At 70.6% G+C, this 17670-nt stretch carries 13 protein-coding genes; 10 read left to right on the top strand and 3 right to left on the bottom strand.

Features of this window, described 5'->3' with window-relative positions; genetic code table 11:
• Positions 1–78: 78 nt before the first annotated feature.
• From ACZOOI_RS20635 to ACZOOI_RS20665, 7 genes are all read left to right on the top strand, one after another.
• Entirely contained in the window at positions 79–1230 is a 1152-nt protein-coding gene (locus tag ACZOOI_RS20635; protein ID WP_465277224.1) for an ABC transporter ATP-binding protein, read from the top strand.
• The gene (locus tag ACZOOI_RS20640) at positions 1227–2159 is read left to right on the top strand and encodes an ABC transporter permease (RefSeq protein ID WP_465277225.1); all 933 of its coding nucleotides are present in this window, start codon (positions 1227–1229) and stop codon (positions 2157–2159) included. Before ACZOOI_RS20635 ends, ACZOOI_RS20640 begins: the two co-directional genes overlap by 4 nt.
• On the top strand, positions 2159–2959 hold the full coding sequence (locus ACZOOI_RS20645) for an ABC transporter permease (RefSeq protein WP_465277226.1): 801 nt from the start codon (positions 2159–2161) through the stop codon (positions 2957–2959). The genes ACZOOI_RS20640 and ACZOOI_RS20645 overlap by 1 nt, the downstream gene beginning before the upstream one ends.
• A 106-nt stretch (positions 2960–3065) precedes the next feature.
• Positions 3066–4496 (top strand): NAD(P)/FAD-dependent oxidoreductase, encoded by a 1431-nt coding sequence (locus tag ACZOOI_RS20650; protein WP_465277227.1) that lies wholly within the window; start codon positions 3066–3068, stop codon positions 4494–4496.
• Between the two features lie 462 nt (positions 4497–4958).
• Positions 4959–6461: a CoA-acylating methylmalonate-semialdehyde dehydrogenase gene (locus tag ACZOOI_RS20655; protein ID WP_465277228.1), complete on the top strand. Its 1503-nt coding sequence runs from the start codon at positions 4959–4961 to the stop codon at positions 6459–6461.
• A gap of 210 nt (positions 6462–6671) precedes the next feature.
• Complete coding sequence (locus ACZOOI_RS20660; RefSeq protein WP_465277229.1) at positions 6672–7631, top strand: metallophosphoesterase; 960 nt, start codon at positions 6672–6674, stop codon at positions 7629–7631.
• 52 nt (positions 7632–7683) lie between these two features.
• Positions 7684–8478, top strand: coding sequence for a tyrosine-protein phosphatase (locus ACZOOI_RS20665; RefSeq protein ID WP_396005458.1), 795 nt, complete (start codon positions 7684–7686; stop codon positions 8476–8478).
• 95 nt (positions 8479–8573) lie between these two features.
• Here the strand turns inward: ACZOOI_RS20665 and ACZOOI_RS20670 are convergent, their stop codons facing one another.
• The gene (locus ACZOOI_RS20670; RefSeq protein ID WP_465277230.1) at positions 8574–9989 is read right to left on the bottom strand and encodes an APC family permease; all 1416 of its coding nucleotides are present in this window, start codon (positions 9987–9989) and stop codon (positions 8574–8576) included.
• Between the two features lie 265 nt (positions 9990–10254).
• A complete protein-coding gene (locus ACZOOI_RS20675) occupies positions 10255–10881 on the bottom strand; it encodes a phosphatase PAP2 family protein (RefSeq protein WP_465277231.1) in 627 nt (208 codons plus the stop codon).
• A 553-nt stretch (positions 10882–11434) separates the two neighbouring features.
• On the opposite strand from ACZOOI_RS20675, the gene ACZOOI_RS20680 reads away from it, so the two are divergent.
• Positions 11435–11878 carry an anti-sigma factor antagonist gene (locus ACZOOI_RS20680; RefSeq protein WP_465277232.1) on the top strand — a complete coding sequence of 148 codons (444 nt, stop codon included), beginning with the start codon at positions 11435–11437 and terminating at the stop codon, positions 11876–11878.
• Positions 11879–12013: 135 nt separating this feature from the next.
• Here the strand turns inward: ACZOOI_RS20680 and gabT are convergent, their stop codons facing one another.
• Entirely contained in the window at positions 12014–13369 is a 1356-nt protein-coding gene (gene gabT, locus ACZOOI_RS20685; RefSeq protein WP_465277233.1) for a 4-aminobutyrate--2-oxoglutarate transaminase, read from the bottom strand.
• A 256-nt stretch (positions 13370–13625) separates the two neighbouring features.
• Here gabT and ACZOOI_RS20690 point away from each other — a divergent pair, with 256 nt between their 5' ends.
• Both ACZOOI_RS20690 and ACZOOI_RS20695 read left to right on the top strand, forming a co-directional pair.
• Positions 13626–16001, top strand: coding sequence for a type IV secretory system conjugative DNA transfer family protein (locus ACZOOI_RS20690; RefSeq protein ID WP_465277234.1), 2376 nt, complete (start codon positions 13626–13628; stop codon positions 15999–16001).
• Positions 16002–16044: 43 nt separating this feature from the next.
• Complete coding sequence (locus ACZOOI_RS20695) at positions 16045–17565, top strand: PucR family transcriptional regulator (protein WP_465277235.1); 1521 nt, start codon at positions 16045–16047, stop codon at positions 17563–17565.
• The last annotated feature ends 105 nt before the right edge of the window (positions 17566–17670 follow it).

Consider the following 17670-nt stretch of genomic DNA (forward strand, 5'->3'; position numbering starts at 1 on the left):
GCGGCCGAGGACGCGAGTCCTCGGCCGCCCTTGCGGCCGGCGAGCGGGTTCGGGGCCCGCGGCGCGGCGAGAGGAATCATGACTGAGCAGCAGCGGGCCGGCGCCTCCGGCGACGTCTCCTTGGCGGGCCTGAGCAAGCACTACGGTGACTTCACGGCCGTCCGACCCATGGACCTGACGATCCCCGCGGGATCGTTCTTCGCCCTCCTCGGTGCCTCGGGCTGCGGCAAGACCACGACGCTGCGGATGATCGCCGGACTGGAGCAGCCCTCGACCGGCAGCGTCAGCATCGGCGACCGCGACGTCACGGCGCTTCCGCCGTACAAGCGCCCGGTGAACACGGTGTTCCAGAACTATGCGCTCTTCCCGCACCTGAGCGTGGCCGACAACGTCGGCTTCGGCCTCAAGCGGCGCGGCATCAAGGACACCCGGAAGCAGGTCGAGGACATGCTCGACCTGGTCGAGCTCGGGCACCTGGCCAAGCGCAAGCCGACCCAACTCTCCGGCGGCCAGCAGCAGCGGGTCGCGGTGGCCCGGGCGCTGATCAACACGCCGCAGGTGCTGCTCCTGGACGAACCGCTGGGCGCGCTCGACCTCAAGCTGCGCCGGCAGATGCAGCTCGAACTCAAGCGCATCCAGACCGACGTGGGCATCACGTTCGTGCACGTGACGCACGACCAGGAAGAGGCCATGACGATGGCCGACACGATCGCCGTGATGAACGGCGGCCGAATAGAGCAACTCGGCTCCCCGGTCGAGCTGTACGAGGCGCCGCGCACCACGTTCGTGGCCAACTTCCTGGGCCAGTCCAATCTGGTCGAGGCCAAGGTGACCGGGCGCGCCGACGGCGATCTGCTGTTGGACGCGCAGGGCAACCGGCTGGCGCTGCCCGCCGCCCGCTCGGCCGCCGACGGCGACCACCTGGTGATGGGCATCCGACCGGAGAAGATCACCATCTCCTACGCGGCGGACGCGAAGGTCGCGGACAACCGCAACCGCCTCGACGGCGGCGTGATCGTGGACGCCGCGTTCATCGGCGTCTCCACGCAGTACGTGGTGCGGATGCCGTGGGACCAGGAGTTCACCGTGTTCGAACAGAACATGGAGCGCGACCCGCGCCTGGTGCCCGGCGCGACGGTGGCCCTGCACTGGAACCCGGAGCACGGCTTCGGCCTGGAGTCGGGCGACCTGACCGCGGGCATCGCCGAGGCGAGCGAGGACGCCGCGTGAGCGCGCTCGGCACCCTCGGCGCGGGCACGACGGGAGGTGCGGACACCAAGACCACGGAACTCAGGCGGCGCGGCAGGTGGGTACCGTACGCGCTGCTCGCGCCCGGCCTGCTGTGGCTGGTGGTCTTCTTCGCGATCCCGATGGTGGTGCAGGGCTCGACGTCGCTGCAGACCGGCAACCTGACCAAGGGCTACGACCTCACCTGGCACTGGGCCACCTATGGGGATGCGCTCGACCAGTACTACCCGCAGTTCCTGCGCTCGTTCGGGTACGCGGCCGCGGCGACCGTGATGTGCCTGGTGATCGGCTACCCGCTCGCCTACGCGATCGCGTTCAAGGCCGGCAGGTGGCGCGGCATGTGGCTGGTGCTGGTGATCGCCCCGTTCTTCACCAGCTTCCTGGTCCGCACGCTGGCCTGGAAGACGATCCTGGCGGACAACGGGATCGTCGTCGACGTGCTCAACAAGCTGCACTTCACCAACGTCACGGCGTTCCTCGGCCTGACCCAGGACGACCGGGTGCTGGCCACGCCGCTCGCGGTGATCTGCGGTCTGACCTACAACTTCCTGCCGTTCATGGTGCTGCCGCTGTACGCGTGCCTGGAGCGGATCGATCCGCGCCTGCACGAGGCCGCGGGCGACCTGTACGCGTCGCCGCGGACCACCTTCGCCAAGGTCACCTTCCCGCTGTCGCTGCCGGGCGTGGTCTCCGGCACGCTGCTCACCTTCATCCCGGCGTCCGGCGACTACGTCAACGCGCAGTGGCTCGGCTCGCCGGACACCGGCATGGCGGGCAACGTGATCCAGACCCAGTTCCTGCGGGTGCTGGACTACCCGACCGCGGCCGCCCTGTCGTTCATCCTGATGTTGTCGATCGTGCTCATGGTGACGGCGTACATCCGCAAGGCGGGGACGGAGGACCTGGTCTGATGGCCGTCGTCAACTGGTTGCGTCGCAACGTCATCGTGCTGTTCGGTCTGCTCGCGCTCGGCTACATGACGCTGCCCAACATCGTCGTGCTGATGTTCTCGTTCAACGACCCGAACGGGCGCTTCAACTACACCTGGAACGGCTTCACGCTCGACGCGTGGGAGGAGCCGTGCGGGGTCGCCGGCATCTGTGACTCGGTCGCGATCAGCATGAAGATCGCGGTCCTGTCCACCCTGGTCGCCACGGCGCTCGGCACCGCGATCGCGTTCGCGCTCGGCCGCTACCGGTTCCGGGCCCGCGGCGCGATCAACACGCTGCTGTTCCTGCCGATGTCCATGCCCGAGGTGGTGATGGGCGCCTCGCTCGGCACGCTGTTCCTGAACATGCGGATCAACACCGGCTTCGTGACGATCCTGATCGCGCACATCATGTTCTGCCTGAGCTTCGTCGTGGTCGCGGTCAAGGCCCGTGTCCTGGGCATGGACCCCAAGCTCGAAGAGGCCGCACAGGACCTGTACGCCTCACCCACCCAGGTGTTCCTGCGGGTGACCCTGCCGCTCGCCGCACCCGGCATCGGGGCCGGCGCGATGCTCGCCTTCGCGCTGAGCTTCGACGACTTCGTGATCACGAACTTCACCTCGGGCAACACGGTCACCTTCCCGATGTTCGTGTACGGCGCGGCGCAGCGCGGCACGCCGCCGCAGATCAACGTGATCGGCTCGGCGATGTTCGTGATCGCCGTGCTGATCGTGATGATCGGGCAGATCCGTGCCTCGCGGCGAGCCAAACAGCGGGCGTAGTTTCGCCTGTTGGATGATGGTCCATCCCAGATCTGTAGCTATGCGGTGAAACCGCCGGGGCCCGACAAGGCGGCCCCGGCGGGCACTGCGAAAGTGGTGAAACCCCATGGGTCCCCGGAACACGTCGGATCCTGCTCCCTCGGTCGAGGCGATCCGCTCGCTCGCGGACGCCGCGCCCACCCCCTTCTGGCTCGACCAAAGCGACCGTCCGGAGCCGTGCGCGGCCCTGGTCGGCGACGACCACTGCGATCTCGCGATCGTCGGCGGCGGCTACTCGGGTCTGTGGACCGCGCTGATCGCGAAGGAACGCAACCCCTCGCGCGATGTGGTGCTGGTCGAGGCGCACGAGATCGGCTGGGCGGCCTCGGGCCGCAACGGCGGATTCTGCGCCGCGAGCCTGACCCACGGCTTCTACAACGGGCTGGATCGCTGGGAGGGCGAACTCGCCCGGCTGGAGCGGCTCGGCGAGCACAACCTCGACGAGATCGAGGCGGCGATCAAGCGCTACGGCATCGACTGCGACTTCCGTCGCACCGGCGAACTCAGCGTCGCGACCCAGCCGCACCAGGTCGAGGAACTGCGCGAGGAGATCGACCTCGCCCGCCGGTACGGCACCGAACTGACCTTCCTGGACCGGGACGAGGTGCGGGCGGAGGTCGACTCACCCACCTACCTCGCCGGCGTCTGGGACCGGACCGGCTGCGCGATCATCGACCCGGCCCGACTGGCCTGGGGCCTCAAGGCCGCGTGCGAGTCGCTGGGCGTGCGGATCCACGAGCGCACCAAGGTGACCGAACTGGCCGAGCACGGCTCGGGGATGGTGCTCAAGACCGCGTACGGTCGGGTCTTCGCGGGCAATGTGGCGCTGGGCACCAACGTCTTCCCGTCGCTGGTCAAGCGGCTGCGGCCGTTCGTGGTGCCGGTCTACGACTACGCGATGATGACCGAGCCGCTGAGCGACGGGCAGCTCGCGGCGATCGGCTGGCACAACCGGCAGGGCATCGGCGACACGAACAACCAGTTCCACTACTACCGGCTCAGCGCGGACAACCGGATCCTGTGGGGCGGTTACGACGCCGTCTACCACTACGGCTCCAAGCTCTCCTCGGACCTGGACCAGCGCCCGGAGACGTTCGCGAAGCTCGCGCAGCACTTCTTCGAGACCTTCCCGCAGTTGGAGGGTCTGCGCTTCAGCCACACGTGGGGCGGCGCGATCGACACGTGCAGCCGCTTCTCGGCGTTCTTCGGGACGGCGTACAAGGGCAAGGTCGCGTACGCGCTGGGCTTCACCGGCCTGGGCGTGGGCGCCACCCGCTTCGGCGCCGAGGTGATGCTGGACAAACTCGACGGTCGCCCGACCGAGCGCACCGAACTCGAAATGGTCCGCACCAAGCCCCTGCCGTTCCCGCCGGAACCGATCAAGTGGGCGGGCGTGACGATGACCAAGTGGTCGATGGACCGCGCCGACAAGAACGCCGGCAAGCGCAACCTGTGGCTCAAGGCGCTCGACAAGGTCGGCATGGGCTTCGATAGCTGAAACCGCGCTGCGCGCGGCGGCGGCTGCGCCACCGGCGGCCTCCGGCCGCTCAGGACGAACCGCGCTGCGCGCAGCGGCGGCTGCGCCACCGGCGGCCTCCGGCCGCTCTCCTCGCGCGCTCGTCGATCACCGCACGCGATCAAGTCGTGGGCGCTGACGCGCCGTCGGGCAGCCGGGTGAGCATGCACCTCACCCGGCTTCCGGCGCGTCATTCGCGAGATCCGGCGGAGGCTGCGGGGCCTGATTCGTCCGCCCCTTCGCGGTAGATCCGCAGCATCGTCCGAAACGTAACCGGTGGTGCGGGTGGGCATCATCCACGCCGACCGAGACGGTCTGTAAGGCGGACGACCCAACCGCCGACACTCTGAAGCTTGAGCCACTCCCACCCGGCCAGCAGACTGGCAAACCGTACGGGGCTTGTGCGGCCCCTCGCCAAACCCGCATCCCCCGGAAGGTCGGACCGTGACGAACCACGTAACCCACTGGATTGCCAACGCGGAGTGGACCGGCGTCTCCGAGCGTCGGGGCGACATCCACAACCCCGCCACCGGCAAGGTCACCGGCACGGTCGACTACGCCTCCGTGGCCGAGGTCGACGAGGCCGTCTCGGTCGCCGTCCGCGCCTTCGCGGGCTGGAGGAACGCCTCGCTCGCGAAGCGCTCCTCGGTGCTCTTCAACTTCCGTGAGCTGCTCAACGCCAAGAAGGACGAACTCGCCGCGATCATCGTGGCCGAGCACGGCAAGGTGCACTCGGACGCGCTCGGCGAGATCGCCCGCGGCCAGGAGGTCGTGGAACTCGCGTGCGGCATCCCGCACTTGCAGAAGGGTGGGCACTCCGAGCAGGCGTCGACCGGCATCGACGTCTACTCGATCCGCCAGCCGCTGGGCCCGGTCGCGATCATCTCGCCGTTCAACTTCCCGGCGATGGTCCCGATGTGGTTCTTCCCGATCGCGATCGCCACCGGCAACACGGTGATCCTCAAGCCGAGCGAGAAGGACCCGTCCACCGCGAACTTCCTCGCCGACCTGTGGAAGCAGGCCGGTCTGCCGGACGGCGTGTTCAACGTCGTGCACGGCGACAAGGTCGCCGTGGACCGCATCCTGGAGCACCCGGACATCAAGTCCGTCTCGTTCGTCGGCTCGACCCCGATCGCCAAGTACGTGTACGAGAACGGCACCCGCTACGGGAAGCGCGTGCAGGCCCTCGGCGGTGCCAAGAACCACATGCTGGTGCTCCCGGACGCCGACCTGGACCTGGTCGCCGACGCAGCGGTCAACGCCGGCTTCGGTGCGGCCGGCGAGCGCTGCATGGCGATCTCGGCCCTGGTCGCGGTCGAGCCGATCGCCGACGAGCTGATCGCCCGGATCAAGGAGCGGATGACCAAGCTCCGGGTCGGCGCGGGCAACGACGCCGCCTCCGAGATGGGCCCGCTGGTCACCCGCCAGCACGCGGACAAGGTGCTGTCGTACGTGCAGGCCGGCGAGGACCAGGGCGCGACGCTCGTGGTGGACGGCCGCGAGCACCCGATCAACGGCACCGACACCGCCGACGGCTACTGGGTCGGCCCGACCCTGTTCGACAACGTCACCCCCGAGATGTCGATCTACACCGACGAGATCTTCGGCCCGGTGTTGTCGGTCGTGCGGGTCGAGTCCTACGACGAGGGCCTGGCGCTGATCAACGCCAACCCGTACGGCAACGGCACCGCGATCTTCACCAACGACGGCGGCGCCGCCCGCAGGTTCCAGAACGAGGTCGAGGTGGGCATGATCGGCATCAACGTGCCGATCCCGGTCCCGGTCGCCTACTACTCGTTCGGCGGCTGGAAGAACTCGCTGTTCGGCGACCTGCACGCGTACGGCGCCGACGGCGTGCAGTTCTTCACCCGCGGCAAGGTCGTCACCCAGCGCTGGCTCGACCCCAGCCACGGCGGCATCAACCTGGGCTTCCCCACCAACGACTGACGCTCGCCCGCCTCGGCGAGCCCGCGCTCCCGGGCCGTGTCCAGCCCGCCCGACCCCAATGACGTGGTCGGGCGGGCTTCGTCGTCCGCGGTCCGCACCGACCGCGGGCCGCTTCGCCATTTCCTCCGCACGCCTTCCCTGGCAGCATGCGTGACGGGTCGTCAGATGATCAGTCGGCGACCGTTCACGGACGTGACAGGGGAATGGCGCATGCCCATCGAAGACGGTCCGGCCGGCGATACCGCCATCCGTTTGATCCAGATTTCCGACGTGCACTATCGGGACGCTCCGGGCACCCACGGGTTCGTGCAACACGACCCGGACGCCGGGCTGGCCGCGACCCTCGCGGACGCCGCCGACGCGCTTGCCGCCGCCGATGTGCTGGTGGCCTCCGGCGACCTGGCGGACACCGGCGAGCCCGGTGCCTACCGGCGGCTGGGGGATGTGCTCCAGGAACTCCCGGTGCCCGTGTACTGCCTGCCCGGCAACCACGACAACCACGACGCCTACATCGCGGGACTGCCGCGCACCGGCGTGCACCTGGAACCCGCGGTGCGGATCGGGTCCTGGCTGCTGCTCATGGTGGACACCAACGCGCTCGGCCGCGAGCACGTGGGCGAGGGGGTGTACCGCGACCTCGACGACCGGATGACCCGGGCCGACGGGCCGGAACTGAGTGCGCCCGAGGCCGCCCGGATCCGGGAGATCCTGGCCGGTTCGGACGCCGAGCACGTGCTGCTGTTCGTGCACCAGCCGCCGCTCGCCGACATCTGCCCGAACCTGGACCCCTCCGGCCGACTCGGCGCGCTGCTCCGCGACTTCGGGCACATCCGGGCCATCTCCGGCGGTCACCTGCACGGCGCGCTGGAGGGCGAGTTCGCCGGTGTACCGGTGTTCGTGGCGCCCTCGACCACGTACAGCATCGACTACGCCGGCAAACACTTCGACGGCCCCGGCTACCGCACCTTCACCTTGCATCCGGACGGCCGGGTCGAATCCGCCGCGCACACCGCGCCCGGTCCGATCACGGACACGATGCGCGGCAAACCCGCACCGCGCTTTCTCACCGATCTCATGCTGGGCGTGGTGACCATCGAGCAGATGCGCGAGATGAGCGACGAGCAGTTCGAGGCCAGGTTCGGCGAGCCCCGTCCGGTTCGCGGCGCCTGAGCCCGATCCCCCGCACGGCCACGACCACGGCCCGACCAGCACGAGGAGACACGTGACACAGCATCAGGCGGACGCCGGACTCGCCCTCGAAGGGGTCCGCAACTTCCGCGACATCGGCGGACTGCCCACCGCCGACGGCCGGCGGGTGCGGGCCGGTCGCTACTTCCGCAGCGGCCACCTGGCCAAGCCCACGGAGGCGGACCGCGCCGTCCTGGCCGACCTGGGCATCCGGCTCGTGGTGGACCTGCGCAGCCCGGCCGACATCGAACTGGACGGCGCCGACGTGCTGCCCGACGGTGCCCGGTGGCTGAACCTGCCGATGTCCGATCCGGCCCGCCACTCGGACTTCTGGAAGGACCTGCGCAGCGCCGACCTGAGCGTGCTGCGCGAGCGGCTGGGCAACGGGCGCGCGGAGAAGTCGATCGCGGCGGACTACCGCGACCAGGTGGTGAGTCGGGTCGACCGGCACGCGCAGATGTTGCGCGCGATGCTCGACGCGGACGGCCTGCCGGTCGTGGTGCACTGTTCGGCCGGCAAGGACCGCGCCGGGATCGCGGCGGCTCTGGTGCAGCGCATCGTCGGGGTCTCCGCCGACGACGCGGTGGCGAACTACCTGATCAGCAACGACCCGGGCAATCGCTACGAGCCCAACAGCGACAAGCTCGCGATGCGGCCGGGTCTGCTGGAACTCTTCCAGCCGTTCCTGGAGGTGCGCGAGGAATACCTGCGCGGCGCGCTGGAGGTGATGGACACCCACTGGGGCGGCTTCGACGCCTACCTGGAGCAGGGTCTGGGCCTGGACGCGGAGCGGCTGGACCGCCTGCGGGCGATGCTGCTGGAGGACTGAGCCGGATCCGGACGCGCCCGAGGACGGTGCCCACAGGAGGAGGCACCGCCCTCGGGTCGGTACGGCGTACGACGGTTGCCGCGGGACGCGGAGGATCAGGAGTCGTCGGCCATCAGCTTGATGTTCCAGCGGGTTTCCTGGCGCGGACGCAGGTAGACCACCCAGTACAGCGCGGCCAGGAGCAGCACTCCGCCGGTGATCAGCAGGGCGCGGGTCGGCTGTTCGGTCAGCACGTAGATCATCGACGCGATCAGGAGCACCGGGATCGCCGGCCACAGCGGCATGCGCCAGGCCTGGGTGCTCTTGTGCGCGCCCTTGCGGGCGACCAGCACGGCGAGCGCCACCACCAGGTAGAGGGCGGCGACCGCGACGCCGGTGACCTCACCGAGGATCTCCAGGTTCACGAAGCACAGGAGGGCGCCGGGCACCCCGACCACCAGCGTGGAGACCCACGGCGAACCGAACCGGTTCACCTTGCCGAAGGCCCGGTTGATCGGCTCGGGCCAGGCCCGGTCACGGGCGGAGGCGTAGACCACGCGGGAGTTCTGGATCACCATGACCACGCCCGCGTTGATGATCGCCAGCGCGATGCACAGGCCGATGAAGGTGGCCATGCCGTGGTTGGACCAGCCCTCGACCAGGCCGAGGATGTCGCCGCCCGCCAGGGTCGCCTGGTCCGGCGCGCCCAGCGAGATCGCGACGGTGGGCACGATCAGGATCACGCCGCCCAGGCCCAGGGTCCACAACACCGTGCGGGAGACCGTGCGCCGCGGGTTCTCCATCTCCTCGGCCAGGTAGACCGCGGTGGAGAAGCCCTGGAGGGCGAACAGCGCGCCGGCCATGCCCGCGATCAGCACACCCATCTTCAGCGGGTCCGTCGTGTTGCTCGCGGCGTCCACGACGACCTCGGGCTTGATCAGCGTCGAGGTGGCCTGGTTCACGTTGGCGAAGCCGAGGAAGGCCACGATCGCGGCGGCGATCACCTCCAGGGCCAGGAAGACGCCGGTCACCCACGCGTTCGCACGCAGGTCGAGCAGCCCCATGATGGTGGCCAGGATCATCACCGCGGCGCCGGCCCACATCGTGTCGAACGTCGCGATCGAGGTCAGATACTCGGCGGTGCCCAGGGCGATGATCGGCGGCACGATCATCACCACGATGGTGGCGATGATGAAGACCAGCCAGCCCATGAAGCGGCCCATCAGGGTGCCGACCATGGCGTACTCGCCGCCGGCGCTGGGGATCAGGGTGCCCAGCTCGGAGTAACAGAACGCGACGCCGACACACAGGACGGCGGCCACGACCAGGGCCAACGCGGTGCCGGAGCCGAGCGTCTCGAACATCCCCGGAACGATCACGAACAGCGAGGACGCGGGGGTCAGACAGGAGAGCGTGAGCAGGGTGCCGCCGACGACTCCGATGGAGCGCTTGAGCGGGGCGGGGGTGCCATCGGCGTCGAGGGTGACTGGAGTCAGGGTCCCGGACGGCGGTGGGGTTGTTTCAACAGCCATGTGCGCTACCTCTGCGGGACAGCGGGGTGCGGATATCGCCTCCGGGACGGATATGAGCCGTTCGTGCCTTCCGAACGGTGCGGCGTAATACAAACGCCCGTTTGATCACCCGTCAAGATCCCGTTGGCAACTGATTCCGTAGGGAGTACGCCCAGATTTCATCGAATATCGCTTCAAGCTGGCATCTGATGGTACGTAATCCGCAGATTCAACTGCGGGAAAAGTTTCCCCACCGTTCACCTGTCGAGATGGCCACCGGCCACGGTCAACGCGCGGACGATGGCGGGGTTCCACGCGGTGATGGCGACGGCGGTGCGGCGGGCGGGCGAGCTCTGAGCCCGCCGGCGTCGGCCACCCGCGCCGCCGCCCACAACACGATCCCGCACAGCGCCCACGAGGCCAGCACGTCCGCGAGCCAGTGGTAATCGCACCACAGCAGCGCGAACCCGATCAGGACGCACAGCACGACCGCACCCCGGGCCCAGTGTCGGCCCGCCCGCGCCGAGCCGACACGCCCGAGCAGCAGTGCGGCGATCCCGTAGCAGACCGTCGAGGTCGCGGTGTGCCCGGACGGGAAGAAGCCCCACCCGTCGGCGGGCACCGGGGATTCGCTCGGCCCCGGCCGTGCGATCAGGTCCTTGCCGGCGATGACCGCGATCGTCACCACGAGCACGCCGCCCGCCGCGATGGCGATCGGGTACGCGCTGCGCCTGCGTACGGTCGCGAACAGCGTCGCGGCGGCGATGGCGATCCCGGCGGGCAGCGGCCCGCCCAGGTCGGCCAGGACGTGCATCGGTCCGTCGAGCCGGGCCGCCCCGCTCGCGCCCGCGAGATCGCGGATCGCGTTTCGCACGGTGTGGTCCAGGTCGAGCGAGGGTCCGCTTTCGGCCACTACCTGGACGGTGAGCGCGACGAGCGCGAGAAGGAGAATCAGCGGCAGTGCGAGGCCGCGCGTGTACTGTGAGTGAACAGACCACCGCCCCGGAACGGGGGGCGTTGTCCCGGGGCGGCCGCCGGCTTGCTCAGGGCCGGCGTCGGTGGAAGGTCTGTGCATCTCACTCGAAGATACGCGGAGAACAGGTCGGCAGGTTCCCGACGCGCGGCCTTCACACAAAGCCTGCACACGTTCTCCACGGTCTGGAAGGCGGGACATACACGCTGTACGTTGGAGCAATGAAGGGTGTGAGCGGCGTCACAGCGCGTGTCGCGTGAGTCCGACCACCCGGGAGAGTCCAAGTACGCGGAGAACATCCGTAAGCAGGGCAAATCGACGGTGACTCGAGTGACGTGGCATTGACGCAATGTCGTCGATCGCCCCTCTGCTGTCAGCACGCAAAGGTAGGGTTGGCCAGGTGGTTGAAGAGTCCGATTACTCGACATACCGCGTGCCGTGCATCCCGGCCCCTGCGGGGAGCGGGCGCGTCCGCCGGACCGAGGTTCCGGTGGTGTCCAAGGGCGTCAAGGCGGGCGGTGCCGTGTTCGATTCCTCGGTGGAACCCCGACCGGGTCGGGGCGCGGGTGCGATGGGTGTGGTCCTGACCAGCGACCGTCAGCTGCGCGTCGTGCGCACGACACGGCCGCGCGGCCTGCGACTCGAAGGCGAGATCGACCTCGCGAACGTGGACGTGGTGCGCCGCGTCCTGACCGCCGCATCCCGCGACGGCGGCGACGTCCGGGTGGACGTCGGCAAGCTCGCCTTCATCGACGTCGCGGGCCTGCGGGTGTTCGTCGACCAGGCCGGCGCGCTGTCCCGGCGCGGCGGACACATGATCCTGATCGGCGCGAGCCGGCAGATGTTGCGGGTGCTCGCGCTGTGCGGCTGGGACGCGGTCCCGGGCCTGAGCATGGTCGAGCGGATCGCCCCGGCGCCGCGCCGACCGCGGCTCTGAGCACTTCCCGCTCGCGGCACCGCGGCACTGCGGTCGGCCGGTCCGCGGCGGACGCCGTGAACCCCCGTCCGAGACACCGAACCCCCGTCCGCCAAAGCATTCCGGCGGACGGGGGTTCGTGCTGTCGCGGCCGGCTCAGACCGAGGCGGCAAACGCCTCCTCGAGCACGTCCAGGCCCTCGACGAGCAGGTGCTCGGGGATCACCAGCGGCGGCAGGAAACGCAGCACGTTGCCGTAGGTGCCGGCGGTCAGCACCAGCAGACCCTGCGCGTGGCACGCCTTGGCGACCGCGCCGGCCAGCTCTGCGTTCGGCTCCTTGGAGCCGGGCTTGACCAGTTCGATCGCGATCATCGCGCCGCGACCGCGAACCTCGCCGATCTCGGCGAACTTCTCGCTCATCGTGCCCAGTCGGCCGAGCATGATCTCGCCGATCCGGCGGGCCGCGCCGTTGAGGTCGAGGCCGCGCATCGTCTCGATCGCGCCGAGCGCCGCGGCGCAGGCGACCGGGTTGCCGCCGTACGTGCCACCGAGGCCACCCGCATGGGCGGAATCCATGATCTCGGCGCGCCCGGTCACGGCGGCCAGCGGCAGGCCGCCCGCGATGCCCTTGGCGGTGGTGATCAGGTCCGGCACGATGCCCTCGTCGTCGCACGCGAACCACTGGCCGGTACGGCAGAAGCCGGTTTGGATCTCGTCCGCGACGAACACGATGCCGTTCGCCTTGCAGAACTCGACGATCCTGGGCAGGAAGCCCTTGGCCGGCTCGATGAAGCCGCCCTCGCCCAGCACGGGTTCGATCACCACGGCGGCCACGTTGTGCGCGCCGATCTGCTTGGTGATCATGTCGATCGCCTGCGCGGCGGCCTCCTCGGCGCAGTTCTCCGCGCCGGTCAGCCAGCGGTAGGGGTAGGCGACCGGGACCCGGTAGACCTCGGGGGCGAAGGGGCCGAACGACTCCTTGTACGGCATGTTCTTCGCGGTCAGCGCCATGGTCAGGTTGGTGCGACCGTGATAGCCGTGGTCGAACACGACCACCGCGGGGCGCTTGGTGTGGGCACGTGCGATCTTGACCGCGTTCTCCACCGCCTCGGCGCCCGAGTTGAACAGCGCGGTGCGCTTGTCGTGGTCGCCCGGGGTCAGCTCGTTGAGCTGCTCGGCGACCGCCACGTACGACTCGTACGGGGTCACCATGAAGCACGTGTGGGTGAACCGCTGAAGCTGCTCGGACGCGCGGCGCACGACACCCTCGGCCGAGTTGCCGACGCTGGTCACCGCGATGCCGGAGCCGAAGTCGATCAGCGAGTTGCCGTCCACGTCGACGACCACGCCGCCGCCCGCCTGGGTCACGAAGACCGGCAGGGTGGTGCTGACGCCGCGCGCGACCGCCGCGTTGCGACGCGTCATCAGCTCGGTCGACTTCGGGCCGGGGATGGCGGTGACGAGCCGGCGCTCCTGCGGGAGCGAGGGCCCGCCGGGCTGCGAAGCGCCCATGCTGGTCTCCTGTGGGTCGAGGCGGGGGGTTCGCGGTGGCACCGCGGTCCTATCGGCAGGCTAGGCGCCGGGCCGCGCTTGTCGCATGCGCCGCATCGGTTAATCACCCGGTTGCTTGTGTCCGGGATGGACAAATGCCGATCGGGCAGAACAACTCACGAACTCGTCGCGGACTCGCGCCGGAATGATCATCACGACGGTGGGTGCGGCGCCTAGATTGAGTTCCGGTCAGGGTGTGGTTCCGGGAGGGCGAGACGTGGACGTGGAACGGCCGGATTCCCCGGCGTCGCCGGCTGTCGAGGCCGAGGTGTTCGGGGCCGACCCGACGGGCCCGGATGCCCCTGCGATCCGCCGCGCGCGGGCCGCCCGAGCACGGGTGCCGGCCCCGGCCGCGGCCGAGCGCGACGTCGATCCCGACGGCTTCGACCTGCGCGGCTGGCTGCGCGGCCCACGGCACCGGGAGGCCCCCGGCGTGTACGGCTACGGCCGGGACGAGCGGGAGATCAGGTTGCGGGCGGCCGAGCGCGACGCACGCACCCGGCCGGAGGCGTCGTTGGTCCGGCGCGCGGTGTTGTGGCTGGTGATCGCGGTGCTCAGCCTGAACTGGGTGATAGTCGCCTATGTCTGGCTGGTCCGGAAGATCATCCCGACCTTCATGTGGCCGCTGCTGTTCAACAACCTGCTCTACGTGGTGCTCTTCGTGCTGTTCGGCTACCTCGGCCGATGGCATGAGATCGCCTGGCCGTTCCTGCGCCCGTGGTGGCAGCGGTTGGACCGCCGAGCCGAGCTGAACGGACGCCCGCGCCCCGAACAGTGGCGCCGCGCCGCGCTGTTCCTGGTCCTGGGCTTCGTCGCCTGGATCGCGCTGATGCGCCCGTTCGTGGCGCTGTTGTTGCTGATCTTCCCGCGCGGGCTGCTGCACGACGGGCAGTGGCTGGTCCGGCTCCTCTACAACGGCGGCTTCCTGTACGCGGCCGCGGTGCTGGGCCGCTGGGAGGTGGTGCTCGGGCCGTACCTGCGCACTCCCGGCGAGCAGATCGCGCCCGAAACCGAGGAGGCGCAGATCGCCGACGCGGAGTTGTGGCCGGAGTTGCGCGACGCGGGACAACACGAGGCCGCCGACGTGCTCGACCACGAGGTGGCCGCGGGCCGAGTGCGGGACGTGGACTACCTGCGGCTGCGCCGGGTGATCCAGGCCGGCGCGGCGGACCCCGAATACCTCGCGGACGTGGCCGAGGAGGTCGTCGACCACGGCGCCGCCGCCTGTCGGCACGGCTCCGGGCAGCGCGACCTGCGGCCCCGGCGGGCCGAACACGACCTGTTCGCCGGCCAGGTGCGGGTCGGCGTGGGCACCGACCACCCGAAGAACCCGCCGCTGTACCGGGACACCCCCTTCGCCCTCGATCCGGACGTGCTCGGCGCCTCGATGCTCGTGGTCGGTGCGGCCCGGGCCGGCGAGCCGGCCCGGCTGCTGGAGCCGGTGGTCGAGACGATGAGCCTGCGCGCGCTGACCGGCTCCGCGTCGTTGGTGGTGATCGACGCCAAGGGCGACGAGTTCGACCGCCCGGGCGGCTACGACCTCGAAGTGATCGTCGGCGACCCGGACTCGCCCTCGGGCCTGGACCTGTACGGCGGCGCGGCCTCGCCCGAGGACGCCGCCGACCGGCTCGCCGCCGCCGCGCTGCCGCCGAACATGATCGGGCTCGGCGACGCCGCGGGCAACGCGCTGCGCCAGGTGCTCGGCGCGTACGTGGCCGGGCACGGCCGCTATCCCGAGGTGGGCACGCTGCTCGACCTGCTGGACGGCACCGAGGCCGCGCTCGCCGCACTGGAGCGCGCGCTGCGGGCCGCCGGCCGGTATGCCGAGCACGAGCGGGCGCTGCGCGCGATGGCGCGTGGCGACGACGACGCGCGGATGCTGGTGCAGCGCCTGGCGGTGCTGGAGCGACCCGGCGTCGCGGAGTTGTTCCACCCCGATCGGCAGCGCTTCGCGGCGGGCGACATCGACCGGCCGCTGCGGGTGCGGATCGCGCTGAACGAGGCCGCGCACCCCGAGGCGGCCCGGCTGATCGGCCGGCTCGTGCTGTCCCAGTTCGTCCAGGCGATGGCCACACCCCGGCGCGAGCGCGGGCCGCGCAAGGTGTTCGCGTGCCTGGTCGCCGACGACGCGGGGCGGCTGGTGGACGAGTACGCGGCCAAGGGCCTGCAATGGGCCCGCAACCGCCGGGCCGGCCTGGTCCTGTCGGTGCGCTCGCTCGACGACCTCGTCCCCGCGTTGCGGCACACCGTGTTCGCCGCGGCCGGCTGCAAGGCGGTGGTACCGGGCGCGTCCCGCACCGACGCCGAGTTGTTCGCCGAGTACTGGGGGATGACCAAGGAGCAGGAGAAGTCGATCACCATGGGCACGCCCGAGGGCGGCCTGGTCAAGCGGATCCGCTACTCGGTGCTGGGCGCGCTGTTCGGCGAGAAGGCCAGTGGGCGGTCCGAGCGGGTGACCACCCGCACCGTCGAGCGCTATCGCTGGTCCCCGAGCGAGATCACCGGCGACCTGCCGACCCGGCACGCGGTCGTCAGCCTGACCACCCGAAAGGGCGAGCGAACCCCTCCCGTGCTGATCGATCTCGGCCGCTGAGTCAGACTGGAAGCCTCTCCCACTCCGGTTTGGACAAAACGACATGCCGCCCACCCTCGCCTCCCTGGTCCGTGCCCCCGCCCTCGACCTGCGGGTGCTCGCGGGCAAGGGTGGGCTGGAGCGCGAGGTGCGGTGGGTGCACACGAGCGAACTCGCCGATCCCACGCCCTATCTGGAGGGCGGCGAACTGCTGCTCACCACCGGGATGAAGCTCGGCCGCAACAACGCCGAGCGGCGCGCCTACGTCGAGCGGCTCGCGGCGGCCGAGGTGGCCGGGCTCGGGATCGGGGTGGGCCTGACCCTGGACCGGGTGCCCGCGGTGATCGTCGAGGTCGCCGAGGCGTACGGCTTCCCGGTGTTCGAGGTGCCGCGTCCGACGCCGTTCATCGCGATCAGCAAGGTGGTCTCGTCGGCGCTGGCGGCCGAGCAGTACGAGACCGTCACCACCGGCTTCGCGGTCCAGCAGGAACTGACCCGGGCCGCCGCCGGACGCGAGGGCCCCGCGACGCTGATCCGCCGGCTCGCGGCCCGGCTGGACGGCTGGGCCGCGCTGTACGACGCGGACGGCACCCTGCGCCAGGTCGCGCCCGCCGCGGCCCGGGCCCGTACCGACGGCCTGCGCGCCGACATCGAGAAGTTGCGCGGGATGCCCGCGCCGTCCTCCGCGTCGTTGCCGGGGATCGGGGGCGACGGGCGCGTGGTGGTGCAGTCGCTGGGTGCGGAGCGGCGGATCAGCGGCTTCCTGGCGGTGGGCACCGACCGGCCGCCGCGCACCGCCGACCGGCAGACCCTGGGCACCGCGGCCTCGCTGCTGACGCTGGCCCTGGAACAGTCCCGAGCCAGTGCCGACGCGGGCGCCCGGATGCGCACCGCGCTGCTGCGGCTGCTGCTCACCGGCGAGCGGGCGACGCCCGCCGACCTGGCCCGCGACATCGCGGCCGACCTGCCGCCGGGCCCGTGGCGGGTGCTGGTGGCCACCGGGCCCGAGCAGGTGGTGGCGGCGTTCGCGGAACGGCTGTGCACGCGGGCGGTCCGGGCCGGCACACCCGCGCTCACCGGCGAGTTGGGCGGGGCGACGGTGCTGGTGTTGCCGGAGTCGGTCGAGCCGGTGGAGCCGACGGACCTGCCCGGGCTGATCGCGGGCGTGTCCGGTCCGGTGGAGCCGGACGCCGCCGCGGACGGCTATCGGCAGGCCCTGGGCGCGCACGCGGTGGGCCTGCGCTCGGAGAAGGCGCTGACCGTGCACGGCCGCGATGCCGGCGGGTTGTTGCCGCTGCTGGACGGGGACGCCGTGCATGCGTGGGCCGAGCAACTGCTCGCCCCGTTGCGTGCGCACGACGCGGGCGGCCGGGGCGATCTGATCGGCTCGCTGCGCGCGTGGCTGGCCCGGCACGGGCAGTGGGACGCGGCGGCCGGCGACCTGGGCGTGCACCGGCACACGCTGCGCTATCGCATCCGCCGGGCCGAGGAGATCCTCGGCCGTACTCTGGACGATCCGGACACCCGCGCCGAACTGTGGTTCGCGCTTCGCGACCCGAGCCGGGACCGTGAGGACAAGTCGTAGTACCGGCGAAACCCGATTCGCCGAGATGGACAAAAACGCGTGCGCAGCATCGGCCTACCGTTGGGTCACCGGGATCATCGGCGCCCGTTGACGGAGAAGGAGCAG

It is taken from the genome of Embleya sp. L77 (assembly GCF_055557415.1).

Coding starts and splice junctions, on each gene's coding strand:
- ACZOOI_RS20635 (WP_465277224.1), top strand. CDS start 79: ATGACTGAGCAGCAGCGGGCCGGCGCCTCCGGCGACGTCTCCTTGGCG.
- ACZOOI_RS20645 (WP_465277226.1), top strand. CDS start 2,159: ATGGCCGTCGTCAACTGGTTGCGTCGCAACGTCATCGTGCTGTTCGGT.
- ACZOOI_RS20650 (WP_465277227.1), top strand. CDS start 3,066: ATGGGTCCCCGGAACACGTCGGATCCTGCTCCCTCGGTCGAGGCGATC.
- ACZOOI_RS20660 (WP_465277229.1), top strand. CDS start 6,672: ATGCCCATCGAAGACGGTCCGGCCGGCGATACCGCCATCCGTTTGATC.
- ACZOOI_RS20670 (WP_465277230.1), bottom strand. CDS start 9,989: ATGGCTGTTGAAACAACCCCACCGCCGTCCGGGACCCTGACTCCAGTC.
- gabT (WP_465277233.1), bottom strand. CDS start 13,369: ATGGGCGCTTCGCAGCCCGGCGGGCCCTCGCTCCCGCAGGAGCGCCGG.
- ACZOOI_RS20695 (WP_465277235.1), top strand. CDS start 16,045: ATGCCGCCCACCCTCGCCTCCCTGGTCCGTGCCCCCGCCCTCGACCTG.